Below are 13619 nucleotides of genomic sequence, written 5' to 3' on the forward strand. Positions count from 1 at the left end.
TTCGGTGAGGCGGCGAGATTGAGCTTCGGCTCCCTGAAAATTGAGTTGAATGATTGCGCGGGTAAGGTCGCGTTCGATCCCACGAGTCCGGGCTTCCGCCTCAAACCAGGCACTCAACGCATGCTTCAGGGTTGGTTCCATAACCGGTGGGAGCAACCGACATGCCGGACAGGTAAGCTCGAATTCGCTATCTGCGCCGACGCACGGCGAGAACCTGGCTGAGCAGCTCCATCGCGGTCGGCTTGACCAGGCTGAAGTCGAAGAGCGTCGGCTCGTATGCGGTGTCATCTCCAGTGCGGCCAACCGTAGTCATGGCGACCAAGAGGGGGCAGCCGAATGGGCTCTTGCGGGCCGCCTCTGCGACTTCCATCGCACTGCCGCTGCGCAAATGGGGCTCCATCACCAATGCGTCGATCTGCTCTTGAGCAAGGATCGCAAGGGCTTCCTCGACGGTGGACGTCATCAGCGGGCGCCACCCTTCAATTGCAAGCCACGTCGCGACGGCTTCCGACGAATCCGGGAAGTCATCCAGGAGCAGGATCGTGGGGCGCGCTGCTTTTTGCACGGGGGAAATGCTACGCGAACAAATTCGTTCGCCAACATGGAAACGCTTACAGCGTTTGGCCGATACGCGGTTGATGGACTGTGGTCAAGAGAAGGGGGCCGCAGCCCCCAATGTTCATTCGCCCGTTGGCGATCCCTTTCCCTCGAGTCTGGGGCGCTGATAGTCGGCGGCGATGAACTTCCCGTAGATCCGAAACACCATCTCGACGTCCACATGGCCGAGCTGTTGGGCCACGTACCACGGGTTCTGACCCGCTGTCAGCATCGCGCTGGCGTAGGTGTGTCGTGCCTGATAGGGCGCGCGGTATCGGACGGCGGCGCGTCGAAGCAGCGGCTCCCACAGCGTCTTCCGGATCTGAGCATCCGATTCCCAAGCCGCGCCCGATCGTGGATTCAGGAACACATGGTCGCCAGCTTCGAACGAGAAGGCCTTCTGCTCGAGGAGCGCGGCGATCGCCTCGCCATTGAGATCCAGGTCGCGGATTCCTGCTGCGGTCTTGGGCGCCTTCTCGGTTCTGACGACCCAGTTGGTGTCGATGCGAGCCGTGCTCGCCGCCCAGTCGACCTTGGACCATCGCAGCGCGATCAGCTCGCCGGGGCGCAGACCGGAATTGAACCAGAAGCGAACCAGGGGGGCCTCGTCGGATCGAGCGTGCTTCAGAACGGTCGATCGCTCCGACGCGTCGAAGGGATCGACTTCATACTCGCTCGGCTTGGTCGTCTGGCGCAGGAGTTTGCTCAGGGCGACTCTGTCGAACGGATTGGACTCGATGAGTTCGCCATTGAGCGCGTCCTCGAAGACCGAGCGTAGCGGCGTGAGGAGGTTGCGGGCGGCCTTCGCGGTCAACCCCAATCCCGTGACCCACTCGCGCAGACAGCTTGGCGCCGAGGCCTCGGTGAGTGACAAGGGCCGCCAGAACTTCATACGCTCACCGGTGAGCGCCTTGCGGTAACCCTCGTAGGTGCTCGGCGAGAGCGTGCCGTTCTTGACCTGCAGCTCGTAGGTCTCGAGCTGGGCCGTGAGCAGCTTGTCCATGAGGATCTGACGTCCGCCCCGATCGAACTGTGCAGCGCGGCGGCTCTTGGGAAAGTAGTCGCTGTACACGAACGTTTCAATCGAGATGCGCCTGGTGATTTCCGCCCGAAGGCCCCCCGCCTTGTTCACCGCCGTCTGGGTGATCAGTTGCGGCTCCAGCAGTTCGCGGCACTCGACCCCGTGGATCGTGAAGGCGATTTGCAGCCGATCGCCTTGAGCCAGCTTGCGGAGCGTCACGCCGACCGGGAAGACCAGTCCACGTTTCTTGTCACCGGTCGCGCCCGTGGCGCTGCGGCCTATCGTTGGCTGCTTTCCACCCACTTGTTCACCTCCTCCGGGTTGATCCACAGATTGCCGTCAGGGCCGACGCGGCATTGCATGCCGTCGTGCCACTGACCCTTTCTTCGCCTCGCGTGCACGGCATCGCGGGTGTCGCCACTCAACGTGCAGTACTGGTCGAGCTTGATCCAGCGCAGCGGGCTCACGTACGCGCTGCTCGTTGTCGCTGAAGTCGTCATAGCTTCGATGCCTTCAAGATGCGGCCGGTCTTCGCATGGTCCTCCCGTAGACCCTGGCCAGGAATGGCGCCCGAGGCGAGCGCTCGTTGATAGGGGTCATCCGACGCCCGCATCGCCTCCACCCGCGCGCTCGCCTTCCGTGAGGCCATGGCGGCCTGGCGGCCAAGGGGTGACGACGCTGCGCTTGCAAGACGGCCCACGTAGTTGGGATCGAAGGCGTTCAATGCGCGGCCCTCCGGTAGACCTCGGCGCCAGCGACGTCATCCATGCGAGCAGCGCCCACACGCACGCGCTCGGCTAAGAAGTCGGCGCGGCCTTGAGCTTCGAGCGCCGCCGATGGGTGTGTCATCAGCAGATCGCTGGCTTCCTGCACCGCGGCCCAGATCGACTCCGCCAGGTCGGCACGCCAACGACAGTCGTTGACCGCGAGGTGGAGCACGTTGCGCAGGACCGAGTGTTGATGGCGAGCAGTCGGGCTGCCCTTCATCGCCTGCAGCGAGATCTCGGCGCCCATTCCGACGATCCAGACCAAGTGCGACAGAAGCCCCTTCGCCTGGTCGCCGTCTTGGGTAAGGAACAGCTCGATCCCGACGCTGCGGACATGGCAACGCATGGTGTTGCGCGCAACGGCATGTGCAACCGGGTTGTTCATCGGATTGCCGCGCGAGGGAGCGCGGCGCTTGTTGTTCTTGGACACGTTCTCTCCCTCTGGTCCCTTACGCCTGCGCCAGGCCGGCCCAGAGCCCGTCCAGCTCATCCTGAGCGGACTCGGCCATGCCCAGCGTGGCGATCGCGCGCACGACGGCCAGCCGCTCCTCAGGCGACTTCGCGGTCTTGCGCGCCAGCTCGAGCTGGCCGAAGTCCTGCATCACCACCTCGGCGATCGTCTGGCCCGAAGCGGCCAGGCGGCCATAGACCTCGCTGTCGCTGATGTGGCCCGGCACCACGCTCCCACGCTTCGTGTCCGCCAGGTAGGCCAGCAGCGGGGCGAAGGCCGTCGAGGCGGTCTCCGTCGCTTCGAGGCCGTTCAGGATGACCTTCACCTTCTCGGAGGGCACGCCGATCTGCGACAGCGCGTCGATGGTGGCGATCGCGTCGCGGATCTGCTTGGCGCCCGGCATCACCGGCACCACGAAGGCGTCGAAAAGTTGGTGCGATCGCCGGGTCTGGGCCAGACGCTGCAGCCAGTCCTCGACGTTGCTCGCGCCGACGTCGACGACGACGCCGTTGTCGCTGATCGCGACGACGTCGAGCAGCTCGGTGAACTGGCGACCGCGCAGGGTGACGTCTTCCTTGCCGTCAGCGTTGATGCTCTCCACCGAGGCCAGCAGCGCGCCAGGGATGCGCGGCGCGAAGAGGTTGCGGGCCAAGGTGGTCTTGCCAGCGTTGCCGGAGTAGGAGAGCAGGACGACGTTTTTCATGTTGGTCAGGGCTTTCGATTGGTCTTGCTGGACAGCAGGCGCGTCACCAGCGGGTTGTGGATCTTGTTGAGGTACTCGTCGCCCACTGCCTGGGCGCGGTCCTTGAGGGTTGCGTCGGGCACGGGTCGTGGGTTGGCGCTTGGGTTCGTCGATGTCTTCCATGGCTGCGTGGCGGTTGCCTCTCCTTGCGTGTGCCTCTGCGGCTGGTCGCCGCGCGGTTGCCGGTTGGTCGCCGGCGTGGACGCCGGTTCGGATGCCAGGGCCTTGGTCACGGCCTGGCGGGACACCTGGATGCCTTGAGCGGCCAACCAGGTGCGGATCGCTTCATGCGTATAGCCAGCCTCGTAAAGGCGCTGCATCGCCTTCCTGTACGGTGCGAGCGGGCCGCGTTTGGCGGGCGGGTTGCTCGCCATCCAGTCGTCGAGGGACTTCTCGTTCATGGGTGGTCCTTCAGTCGTCGCGGTCAGCCGCGGCGGCGCGTTTGCGGTCCAAGAGCAGCGCCGCTCGGATCTGGGTGGGGTTGGGCTGGCGCACCTCCGTTTGAGCCTTGGCAGGCCTTCTCGCCGCGTTGGCGGCCCTCCTCGCCTCGGCTCCGGCTGCGATTCGCAGGACTCGCGAGATCAGTGCGTCCTGCATGGCCGCGTTGAACTTGGTCGGCCAATGGTCGCGCCCGGGGCGCATCCGGGTCCAGGCGGCTTGGAGCTGGTCTTCGCGGAGATCTGCGTGCGAGATGAACGCGAGGCTCATTGCTGGGCTCCCTTTGCGCTGTCCGGCGCCGTTGCCCGCGCTGTGTCGACCAGGGCGAAGGCCAGGGCCGCGCCGAAGGTCCGGTTCAGACGATCCGACTGCTCGGTCGCGATCCGGCGGCGCTCGAGCTCGAAGGACTGGCGGACGTCCGTGGCGTGCCACGGCGTGTAAGGCTTATTGAGCTGGGGTTTGACCATGGCGACCTCAGGCGGCGGGACGCACGCTCAGGCGCAACAAGTCGTCCCCCAGCAGGCGGGCGGCGATTTCAGCAGCGTTGCAACCGCAGCTCGTGACGATGACCAGGCGTCCACGCTGGCCTGAGGCCAGCAGATAGCGAGCGCGATAGCGGCGCACGCGATTGGTTCTGTTGCTCTGCATCTCTCCCGCCCTTTCAAGCCCTGGCGGCCTTGTTGCGCTCAAAGGTCCAGCAATGCACGGCGACAGAGCGGACGTCGCGTTGCTCATCGAGCTGGCCTCGGATGGCGCTGTTGACGTTCTTGATGTCCTTGAAGCGGTGCAGGCGGCTGGTCTTCAGCACTTTCTTCAGGTCGCCGATCGACGGCACCTGCTGATTGCGCTCGCGAGCGACCTGGATGAAGTGGTTCAGGTTGATCGCGATCTCTTCGTCTGGCTTGCGCGAGTGGTTCAGCGGCGCGCTGCCGCCGTCCAGGTACTCGTAGGCCTCCCAGAACTCCTGCACCAGCGGGTGGTCGCTGTTGATCGCCTGCTGGCGTTCCGTCGCCATGACCACGATCTGCTCCTGCAGCGCCTGGTGCTGCTCCTCGCTCAGCGGCACGACATGCAGCAGTGCGTCGGACAGTGCGAGTAGCTGCGCGTGGTTCTTGGCGATACGGGTGCTGCGCACCTGGGGGTGATCCAGTAGGGCAGCTTCGTGCTTAGGCGTGTTGACCGCGAGCGTCGTCAGGATCTGCTCCTCGCGCTGCGCTGCCAGCAGGATGAAGCCGCTGACTTCCTCGACAGGCATGCCTTCCAGCGCAGTCGCGTCCTGGCGGGTCTTCGGCGTCTGGCGTGACTTGTCGAAGGTCAGGTGGACGATCCGCTGCAGGATCGGGTCACTGGCGTTGACCTCGTTGTTCTGGCTGATGACGATCGCGCCCCGGAAGGGCGGCTCATACGTCTCGTTGCCGCCGGTCGCCATGCCGCGCGCTCGCACGGAGCGGCCATTGAAGGCGGTCTTCAGCTCATCCCAGTCGAAGGACTTCACGTGCGGGCCCTTCTCGCTGCCCAGGCGCTCTCGGTCGGACTCGATCAGCACGACAGGGAGGTTGCTCACCTGCGCGAAGTTCCGGGCGCGCGCAGCCAGCGAAGACTTGCTCGGGTCGAAACCTTCGTAATCGCGCCGGCCGCACAGCTTCCACAGGAACTCGATCAGCGTGGACTTGCCGGCGCCGGCCTCGCCGACGATCTCCAGGAACGGGAACGACTTCTGCGCGGCGCGAATCTGCTCGGCGAACAGGGCGCCCAGCCAGAAGGTGAGGGCGGCCAGGCCCTTGGCGCCGAAGCAGTTCCAGAGCAGGCCCAGCCAGTCGGCGTTGTAGTCGGCCAGGTCGCGGTTGATCGTGAGCTGGACGGACTGGTTGAGCGACTTCAGCGACAGGTTGCCCATGTCGAAGAAATCCTCGGCGTTGATCTCGTGCAGCCGACCGTCCTTGACGGCGGTGTCGCCCAAGACGAAGGCGCCGTGCTCCCGCGAGTAGCCGATGTAGTCGATCGTCTCGACGCGCTGGATGTTGTAGAGCTGGCGCTCCATCATCCGCTCGAGCATCTGGCTGGTGCCGGTGAAGACGGCGCCAGGCGCAAGATGCAGCAGCCGCTTCTTGAACTCCGCCGCCGCGCTGAGATGCGAGCTGGTGAAGGTGTTCTTCACCGCCGGCGCGTCGTGCGGGAAGTCGACCCGGAAGTAGTACCAGCTCTCGTCCGTGAGCGCGTTGCGCTGGTAGTACAGCGGTGAGGGCAGGCAGTTGGCGATCGGGCGGATGCTGTGGGACTTCTTCAGCGCCTCTTCGCGGATCTCGTCATCGCTCAGCCTTCCGTCGTTGCCGTCCTCCAGGGACCGCGAGGCGCGGTCGAAGGACTCCAGGTCCAGCTTGAACCAGTAGAGCCGCTTGCGGAACGAGACGTCGAACTCGGTCTTCTGTCCGCCGAAGTGGCGATAGATCAGCAGAGCCTTCTCGGCGGCGGTCTGCGCGATGAGGAGGGCGCCGAGGTGACGGTACTCCACGATGTCCTTCACCGCCAGGCGGTCGCGCAGATGAAGGTCGTTCCAGTCGACCTTCCCACGCTGGGGCTGCTCGATCTGTGCGGCGTAGCACTGCCAGCCCGCCTGGCGGGCCTTGTCGACCCACTTCGCGGTGTAGCCCTGGCCGGCCTTGTCGGAGTCCAGCGCCCAGACCAGCCGCACCTCGGGATGGCCCGCGACCGCGACGGCATTGCGCAGCTCCTCGAGCGCGCGCTCGGGGTAGTTGTTGCAGCTCAGCAGCGCCACGGCGTTGATGCCGTGATGACCCAGAGCGATCGCGTCGAAGATGCCCTCAACCAGCCACAGCTCGCCGGACTCCTCCGGCACAAAGTTGGGCGGGCACCACCAGGTGCCGTGATAGCTCATGCCTGGCTTGAACATGGCCTTCTTCTTGCCGAAGCGGGCCGTGCGGTCGATCAAACGTTCCCAGTGGCCCGTGCCGACGACGAAGCGCACGGTCGCGCTCCCGGCGCCCTTGCAGTTGTCGGCCTGGCGGTCGAAGTGGGTCTCTTCCGTGTACCAGCCCTTGATGAACGTGAGGTCGAAGCCGCGGGCCTGCGCCAGGTACATGTCCGCAGCGGCGTTCGGGTTCGTGGCCTTCAGCGGCTCGGCGCGCTTGCTCCAGTCCTCGAAGAGGAATGGATACAGATCTTTGACATGCGCTTCGAAGCCGCAGTTGTTAAGGCGCCCGCAGCGAACGATCCAGGGCCGGTCCTCTTTGACGTACAGCTCCTTCTTCTTGCAGGACGGGCACACGCCCTTGCGCAGCCAGCCGCCTGGTCGCGCTTGGAACTGGAACTCGTCCAGCTCACGTAGTACGTCGCCACGCAGCTCGTCGAGGCGTTTCTCCAGCTCGGCGTTCACGCGGCGTCCTTATCGGTGTGGACGGCGACGTTGAGGCGCAGGGAACCTTTCTGCAGATCGACGAAGCTCAGTCCCCCGACGAAGTCTTGACGAACGCACTCGGCGTAGCCAAGGACCAGCAGTTCGCGATACAGCAGGTTTGCGTCGTCCTTGCAGGCCATGTGCAGAGCGAGAGATCCTTTGTTGGGCAGCCAGGTGATCTGACCTGGCTGTGGCGCGATGCGCCGCTTCTCCAACTCAGGCAGGTCAACGTCCAGGAGGTCGAGGCTTTGGCGCATGCCGCGCAGTTCGCTGCAGCGCGCGTTGAAGGCGTTGGATGCGTCGACGACGGCACGGGAAAAGAGCGTCTGTCTCTTGGCGGTGTTCATGCGGAAAGACCTTTTGGGGTGAGCGCTGCCCGCGTTGCCTCCAAACAGGCATCGCTAGGCATGAATTCGTGGGGATCAGGGGTAGGGCTACCTACCCGGGCGCGCGTGGATCAGGGGCCGTGTGCGGCGCCTTCGAAGAGATCCAGGTTCCGCGCCGGCGCGTCCAGCTCACGGACAGGCGACACCGGAGCAACGTCGAGTTGCACGCTGAGCAGGCGCCGCTCGACATGCGGGCTGAGGGGGATGTTGACCTGAGGGTTGGGCATCGCGCTGGGTGACAGCGTGCGCATGACCTCCAGGCCGGCGACGTAGGTGTGGCCGCAAAGCACGTTCGTGCACTGGTAGGTCACCTCACGCATCGTCACCGTCATCTCGCGACTCTTCACTGCGCGGGCGCGGGAAGAGCAGTGCGGACACTTGATCGTCACTCTCATTTGCGTGCCCCCCTCGGCACTAGATACAGGGCTCTCCCTCGGCCCGTGATGCTGCGCACGGAACGGCGCAGCCTGCTCTTCAGCAGCCACTCGGCTGCTTGCTCCACCGTGTCGAGCCCTTGCTGCAGACGGACGCGTTCAAGCACGTCGCGGTCGGCTTCGTTGATGGCGATCTGCAGCTCGGGCATGGGTAGCTTTTCGTCAGACGTTGATGCGCTTCAGAAGGCCTGGCATCAGGCCGCGCCCGTCTCGACACTGGCGCTGCCTGCCAGCACTTGCTGAGCCTCGCGCAGCACCAGCTCGCGAACCATCGTGCTCGGCTGATCGCCCTGGTAGTTCGCAAGTGCTTCGATCAATGCGTACTCGTAGTCGTCCAGTCGCAGGGTGATGCGGTTGTCGCGGACGCGCTTCGGGTCTGGATACATGGGTGCCTTCGAAATGACAGAACAGGACCGATGAACAGAAGGGAGAGAGGAATTCAAGAAATGGACTTGCCGGCCTCGAAGGCCTTCAGGGCGAAGAGCACGAGCAGCCGGGCGAAGGCAGCGTCGGTACGCTGTTCCTTGTGCGCGCCGGCCTTCAGGCGCTTCAACTCGTCCTCGTACAGCCGCAACGAAACCGGGCTGCGCGTCAGCACGCCGGTCGGGGCTCGAGTCTTCTTTTCGGGCACTCGTTTCGTTGCAGTTTTGGGCATAGGTCCTTACGGGCTTCTGAGGAAACGGTGTGTATCCTCGCGATGCAAGTGGATGCACAAAATTATGGTCGAAATATTTCGACCTAGTCAATGAATTTGGAGGTCGTTTGGCTACCTTTGGGGATCGTTTGCGCGAGGAGCGCATCAGGGTGGGTCTGAATCAGATCGATTTCGGAGCGCTGGGAAGCGTCACGAAGTCGACGCAGATCAACTATGAGAAGGGCGAGCGCAGCCCCGATGCGGACTACCTCATGAAGCTCATCCCCCATGGCGTCGACGTCGTGTATTTGCTGACGGGGGAGCGTGCCCAGTTCGACGCCGCGAAGCTGACGCCAGATCAACTCAGGCTTATCAGCGACTTTGCAGGCCTGTCGTTGCAGGACCGCCAGGTTGCGCTTCGAGTGGTCAGGGCACTGGGGCAGGAGGTCGAATGACGACCTCGCCGAGCGGGCTTGTAAGCCGCCGAGCGCTTCCCCGCTAGCTGCTTGCTGCATCGCCATCCTCCACTCGGTAGGACCCGTCGGCGGTGGCACTGGTCTCCAGCTCGATCCGAGTCGTCAAACCGCCATCGCCTAGGCTGTGCGTGGTCTTCACGGCCAACCAGGACACGGCGTCGATGACCGGCTTGAAGCCGGCCACGGTCACCGGAGTCTGAGGTCCCAACTCGGGCCGACCGCGCGCCAGTGTCAGTTCCAACGTCGCAGCGCCACGTTGGATCCGCTGCCATTCGGCCTTCGCGCCTGCGAGCGCATCGGCCTGGTTGGCGTATGTGTCCCGCAGCCGCTTCGCGTTGCCGCTGAGGCCCACCAGGACACCGCGACGTTTTGCCCGCTTCGCGTCGTGCCAGTACGCTCGCACGCCGCTGTAGACCTCTCGTTCGGCGGAGTGAAAGCGATGGCTGTCGCCGGCGTCGCGCGAGATGGACTGCGGGCTCAAGGCCTGGCCCCGGCTGTCGCGCGTGCCATTGATGGGCACGAAGATCAGCGCCCCCTTCTTGACGGTCGACACGGCGTCGTAGCGCTTCGCCAGGCGTGAGATGAAGTTGAGGTCGCTCTCGTTGGTCTGATCGATGTGATCGACCACGGTGGCTGCCAGTCGCTTGTCGATACGAGGCGTGAGGCCGTGCTTTGCCGCGATCGATCCGACGATCGTGCCGAGGGTGTGCTGGTGCCAGCTCTTCTCGACGCGGACCTTGATCGTCTGCGCCATGTCCGCACTGCGGGCCCGGATCTGGAGCTGGTCCGGGGCGCCACTGTGCTCGACCTCGTCGACTACGAACGTGCCCTTGTCGACCAGCGCCTGGCCGGCCCACCCCAACTGCAGGGAGATCGTGGCCTTCTTTGTAGGGATCGCGAGTCTGCCGTCGGTGTCGTCGAGCACCAGGTCGAGCTGGTCGGCCTCGCCACCCCGGCACTCGGTCAGGCTGAGGCTGATCAGTCGAGGGTTGATCTTCACGGTGATGTCCGTGCCGTCGACGACCAGGCGGTAGTCCGGCGCCGGATAGCTGCTGCGGGTCACTCGCTGCCTTCCGTATCCGTTGGCGTGGCGTCACTGGCCGTGGCCTCGTCCACGCCCAGCTCGGCGCCGTCGTCCTCGTCGACGCGTGTCAGCAGGATCTGGAACTCGATGCGTCGGGCGCTGCCGTCCGCCATGAAGGCGGTGCGTGTCTCGTTCAGGCTCTCGATGACGAAAGCGCCGATGACCTCACCGTTGCCGGACACGAGCGGCCAGGCGCGGCCCGAGTCCGCCATCTCGCGCAACTGGTCCAGGCTCGCGATGTCGCCGGCGAATTCCGGCGCCACGATCCCGGACAGGTTGATCGTGTCCTCGCCCGGGCCGAGGAACTGGCGGGCAGGACGCGCGCCCACGCGGCTGTTGCTGGGATGGCGCCAGGCCGACTGGCGTTGCAGGTCCTGATAGGCGAGCGTTGGCAGGCTGAAGACGAATTGGCCGTAGCCCATCATCATGGTGCGGTCCCCTTAGCTGATGTCGCTGAGGCTGGAGCGGCGCGCCGCCAGCTTGGATCGTTCGCGCCGGTCCAGTTCGGCTGCGACGGCGCGCGCGATCGCGCGCTCGTCCATGCCGGGCGCGGCGTGGATGTGGATCTCGTACTTGTCGCCGGCAGACATCGGCGCCGCTGCGGCCGGCGCGGACAGCGGAACCCTCCGGTCCATCTGGACGGATGGCGCGGCAGACAACGGGCCCGCGCCAGGCGCGACGTTCATCGCAGCCGCAGGGATGGCAACCGTGGCGCCGACGGCCATCGCCATGACCGCACGCCGGACGCTGTCCTGCCGGTTTGCGACGCCGGCGGCGGCGCCGTTGGAGATCTCCTCGCCGGCGTCGATGAAGACACGGCTCGGGCTGCGGATGCCCAGCTTCTCCTTGAACCAGCCGATCGCGCCGTCTGCGGCGCCGCTGATGGCGTCTCGCACCATCGCCAGGCGGCTCGTGATGCCGCTGGCCAGGCCTCGGAGGATGTTCGCGCCGAACTCGCTGAACTTCTGCGGCAGGTCGAAGCCGAACCAGCGCATGACGCCGGCGAATGCCTGGTACAGGAGCCCCAGCGGCGACCAGTTCAGCAGCAGCGCGGAGACGCCGCCGATGCCGCCGGCGAACGCCTCGCGGATGTTGGTCCAGATACCGCCGAAGAACGCCTTGATGGGCTCCCAGTAGCGGATGAGCAGGAAGGCCGCCAGCGCGATCGCGGTGATCGCGAGGCCGATGGGCGTGGTCATCAGCGCGCGCCCGATCCAGAGGACCGCCTGGCCGGCGATGCGCAGCGCGCTGCCGATGCGCCCGATCACGGAGACGACGCTCACGCCGCTGAAGCTCAGCATCGCCATGCCGTAGCGAAGTAGCGCGAAGGGTCCGATCAACGAGGCGAGGGCGACCGTGACCGTGCCGCCGACGACTAGGAGCACGGACAGCGCTGCGGCGGCCTTCAGGATGAAGCTGACCAGGCCAGGGTGCGCAGCGGCGAATGCCGCCAGCTTGGAGGCCATGACCCCCAGCGTGGTCATGATGTCGACCAGGGCTGGCTTCAAGGCCTCTCCGAGCGTCGTCGTCAGTTCGAAGGCCCGGTTCTTCGCCATAACCCACTGCGCCGACGTCGTCTGGTTGCGGGCGTCAGCCTCCCGCCGCATGGAGCCCTTCGCCGCGGTGCCGCTCGCGAGTTCGCGCTGGCGCGCCAGCTCCTCGGGCTTGTCGACCAGCTTCGCCAGCGTGTCGGAATGCTCCAGTCCGACCAGTTCTACCATGACCCCGACGCGCTGGCTCTCTGGCAGCTTGCGGATGCCCGCGATGACCTTGTCGAAGGTGGCCGACGCGTCGGTCGCCATGCCCTGCTGGATGTCCTTGCTCTTGAGGCCGATCTCGTCGACGGCGGCCTGGAACATCTTCGTCCCCTTGGTGGCGGCGGCCAGCTTCTGCGTGATGGCGTTGATGGCCGTCGCTGCGGTCTCCGGGCGCTCGCCCAGCGTCAGCAGCGTGGAGGACAACGCGGCGGCGTCCTGCGCGCTCATCTTGACCGTTGAGACCACGCCCGAGATCCGGTTCAGGACGTTGATGATCTCGTCGCCCTTGGAGATCGCGTTGTCGTCGAGGTAGTTGATCGAGTCGGCCAGGCCTTCGATCTGCAGGATAGGAATCTTGAAGTTCTTGGCGACCTTGCCCATCTGCTCGGCGATCTCGCCAGGCACGGCGTCGAACGCCGTCGCCATCATCGCCGCCGTGCGCGTGAAGTCCTTGAGCTGCTCGGTCCCCACCTCCATCCGCGCGCCGGCGGTGACCATGTCGGCGATCTCGTTGGTCGCCAGCGGGATCTCCCGGCCGAGCTCGCGGATCTGCTGCCGGACTGCGGCGTAGATGGGCGTGAGCCTTCCGGCGTCATCGCGTGCGCCTTGCACCTGGCGCGCGATGCCCAGCATGTGGTCCTCGAAGGAGGCGAAGTCCCGCACGGCGATCGCGATCGGGGCACCGATCGCGGCCCCCGTTGCGCCCATGGCGACGCCGGCGCCGGTGAGCTTGCCCTGCAGGGCCTGAGCTTTGGACAGCGCCGCGCCGGCGGCGGCGCTGCGGCGCTGGCGCTCGGCCAGCTCGCGCAGCGCCGCCGTCTGCCGTTCGATGTTCTCGGTGGTCGACGCGATGCTCGAGCGCAGATCTCGCTCATGCGTGGCGAGGTCCCGGGTGCTGATGCCAGCGGCGCTGAGCCGGTCGCGCACGGCCTGAAGCTGCACGCTCTGGCGCTGATGTTGATCGGCCAGGTCGCGGGCGACCTGGCGCGCTGCGGCGAGCTGGCCCGTCATGGCCTTGGTCGGCGGACCTGCCTGGCTGAGTTCTCGGGCCAGCCGGGCGGCCTTCTCCCGGGCGTTCTCGAGCTTGGCGCTGGTGGCGTCCAGGCCGGTCCGCATTTCGCGGAACTCGCCGATCGCCTTCTGTTGGGTGCCCAGCTCCTTCAGGCGCTCGCGCGTCTCGCGCAGCGCCTTGGCGGTTGCAGTGCTGCCGGTCTTGATGCGCTGCAGTGGCGCCGTGGCGCGGTCGATTGCATGAAGGATCACCTGCAGGCGCAGGTCGCTCATTGCCATGGCGGCTCACTCGGACGGTTCATGCCGGGACCGCGCGCGCTCTCGCCAGTCCATCAGCTCGGGGATCGAGAGGCCGTCCAAGTCGGACGGCGCCCAGTGGAAGACGATGGCGAGGTCCGCCATCGCG

Annotated in this window: 20 protein-coding genes; 1 reads left to right on the forward strand and 19 read right to left on the reverse strand. The window is 65.7% G+C overall.

All coding sequences use genetic code 11. The features are described 5' to 3' along the window. Window positions 1–187: 187 nt before the first annotated feature. The 15 genes from ACFJIX_RS18730 to ACFJIX_RS18800 form a co-directional block, all read right to left on the reverse strand. On the reverse strand, window positions 188–565 hold the full coding sequence (locus ACFJIX_RS18730) for a hypothetical protein (RefSeq protein ID WP_377153611.1): 378 nt from the start codon (window positions 563–565) through the stop codon (window positions 188–190). Between the two features lie 114 nt (window positions 566–679). Further along, window positions 680–1921 carry an Arm DNA-binding domain-containing protein gene (locus ACFJIX_RS18735; protein ID WP_377153613.1) on the reverse strand — a complete coding sequence of 414 codons (1242 nt, stop codon included), beginning with the start codon at window positions 1919–1921 and terminating at the stop codon, window positions 680–682. Further along, a complete protein-coding gene (locus ACFJIX_RS18740; RefSeq protein ID WP_377153615.1) occupies window positions 1897–2118 on the reverse strand; it encodes an excisionase in 222 nt (73 codons plus the stop codon). The genes ACFJIX_RS18735 and ACFJIX_RS18740 overlap by 25 nt, the downstream gene beginning before the upstream one ends. A 220-nt stretch (window positions 2119–2338) precedes the next feature. Further along, window positions 2339–2815 (reverse strand): hypothetical protein, encoded by a 477-nt coding sequence (locus tag ACFJIX_RS18745; RefSeq protein ID WP_377153617.1) that lies wholly within the window; start codon window positions 2813–2815, stop codon window positions 2339–2341. A gap of 19 nt (window positions 2816–2834) precedes the next feature. Further along, the gene (gene stbB / locus ACFJIX_RS18750) at window positions 2835–3539 is read right to left on the reverse strand and encodes a StbB family protein (RefSeq protein ID WP_377153618.1); all 705 of its coding nucleotides are present in this window, start codon (window positions 3537–3539) and stop codon (window positions 2835–2837) included. 5 nt (window positions 3540–3544) lie between these two features. Further along, a complete protein-coding gene (locus ACFJIX_RS18755; RefSeq protein WP_377153619.1) occupies window positions 3545–3979 on the reverse strand; it encodes a hypothetical protein in 435 nt (144 codons plus the stop codon). A gap of 10 nt (window positions 3980–3989) precedes the next feature. Further along, window positions 3990–4286, reverse strand: coding sequence for a hypothetical protein (locus tag ACFJIX_RS18760; RefSeq protein ID WP_377153620.1), 297 nt, complete (start codon window positions 4284–4286; stop codon window positions 3990–3992). Then, entirely contained in the window at window positions 4283–4483 is a 201-nt protein-coding gene (locus ACFJIX_RS18765; protein WP_377153622.1) for a hypothetical protein, read from the reverse strand. Before ACFJIX_RS18765 ends, ACFJIX_RS18760 begins: the two co-directional genes overlap by 4 nt. Window positions 4484–4490: 7 nt before the next feature. Continuing rightward, window positions 4491–4664: a hypothetical protein gene (locus ACFJIX_RS18770; RefSeq protein ID WP_377153624.1), complete on the reverse strand. Its 174-nt coding sequence runs from the start codon at window positions 4662–4664 to the stop codon at window positions 4491–4493. A 13-nt stretch (window positions 4665–4677) separates the two neighbouring features. Next, a complete protein-coding gene (locus ACFJIX_RS18775) occupies window positions 4678–7410 on the reverse strand; it encodes a toprim domain-containing protein (protein WP_377153626.1) in 2733 nt (910 codons plus the stop codon). Then, window positions 7407–7778, reverse strand: coding sequence for a hypothetical protein (locus ACFJIX_RS18780; RefSeq protein WP_377153628.1), 372 nt, complete (start codon window positions 7776–7778; stop codon window positions 7407–7409). Before ACFJIX_RS18780 ends, ACFJIX_RS18775 begins: the two co-directional genes overlap by 4 nt. A 110-nt stretch (window positions 7779–7888) precedes the next feature. Next, entirely contained in the window at window positions 7889–8212 is a 324-nt protein-coding gene (locus ACFJIX_RS18785; RefSeq protein WP_377153630.1) for an ogr/Delta-like zinc finger family protein, read from the reverse strand. Further along, window positions 8209–8400: a hypothetical protein gene (locus tag ACFJIX_RS18790; RefSeq protein ID WP_377153632.1), complete on the reverse strand. Its 192-nt coding sequence runs from the start codon at window positions 8398–8400 to the stop codon at window positions 8209–8211. The genes ACFJIX_RS18785 and ACFJIX_RS18790 overlap by 4 nt, the downstream gene beginning before the upstream one ends. A gap of 45 nt (window positions 8401–8445) precedes the next feature. After that, window positions 8446–8637 carry a hypothetical protein gene (locus ACFJIX_RS18795; protein ID WP_377153634.1) on the reverse strand — a complete coding sequence of 64 codons (192 nt, stop codon included), beginning with the start codon at window positions 8635–8637 and terminating at the stop codon, window positions 8446–8448. Between the two features lie 53 nt (window positions 8638–8690). Beyond that, on the reverse strand, window positions 8691–8882 hold the full coding sequence (locus ACFJIX_RS18800) for a hypothetical protein (protein ID WP_377153636.1): 192 nt from the start codon (window positions 8880–8882) through the stop codon (window positions 8691–8693). Window positions 8883–8935: 53 nt separating this feature from the next. On the opposite strand from ACFJIX_RS18800, the gene ACFJIX_RS18805 reads away from it, so the two are divergent. Beyond that, window positions 8936–9340, forward strand: coding sequence for a helix-turn-helix domain-containing protein (locus ACFJIX_RS18805; RefSeq protein ID WP_377153638.1), 405 nt, complete (start codon window positions 8936–8938; stop codon window positions 9338–9340). Between the two features lie 43 nt (window positions 9341–9383). Here ACFJIX_RS18805 and ACFJIX_RS18810 read toward each other — a convergent pair whose 3' ends face one another. Genes ACFJIX_RS18810 through ACFJIX_RS18825 form a run of 4 tightly spaced genes read right to left on the reverse strand, consistent with a single transcriptional unit; the run spans window position 9384 to window position 13615 of the window. Continuing rightward, a complete protein-coding gene (locus ACFJIX_RS18810; protein ID WP_377153640.1) occupies window positions 9384–10424 on the reverse strand; it encodes a phage late control D family protein in 1041 nt (346 codons plus the stop codon). Beyond that, window positions 10421–10873, reverse strand: coding sequence for a phage tail protein (locus ACFJIX_RS18815; RefSeq protein WP_377153642.1), 453 nt, complete (start codon window positions 10871–10873; stop codon window positions 10421–10423). The genes ACFJIX_RS18810 and ACFJIX_RS18815 overlap by 4 nt, the downstream gene beginning before the upstream one ends. 12 nt (window positions 10874–10885) lie before the next feature. Next, window positions 10886–13492: a phage tail tape measure protein gene (locus tag ACFJIX_RS18820; protein WP_377153645.1), complete on the reverse strand. Its 2607-nt coding sequence runs from the start codon at window positions 13490–13492 to the stop codon at window positions 10886–10888. 6 nt (window positions 13493–13498) lie between these two features. Further along, a complete protein-coding gene (locus tag ACFJIX_RS18825) occupies window positions 13499–13615 on the reverse strand; it encodes a GpE family phage tail protein (protein WP_377153647.1) in 117 nt (38 codons plus the stop codon). Window positions 13616–13619: the final 4 nt, after the last annotated feature.

The organism is Roseateles sp. UC29_93 (assembly GCF_042695725.1).
Classification (GTDB): domain Bacteria; phylum Pseudomonadota; class Gammaproteobacteria; order Burkholderiales; family Burkholderiaceae_C; genus Roseateles; species Roseateles noduli_A.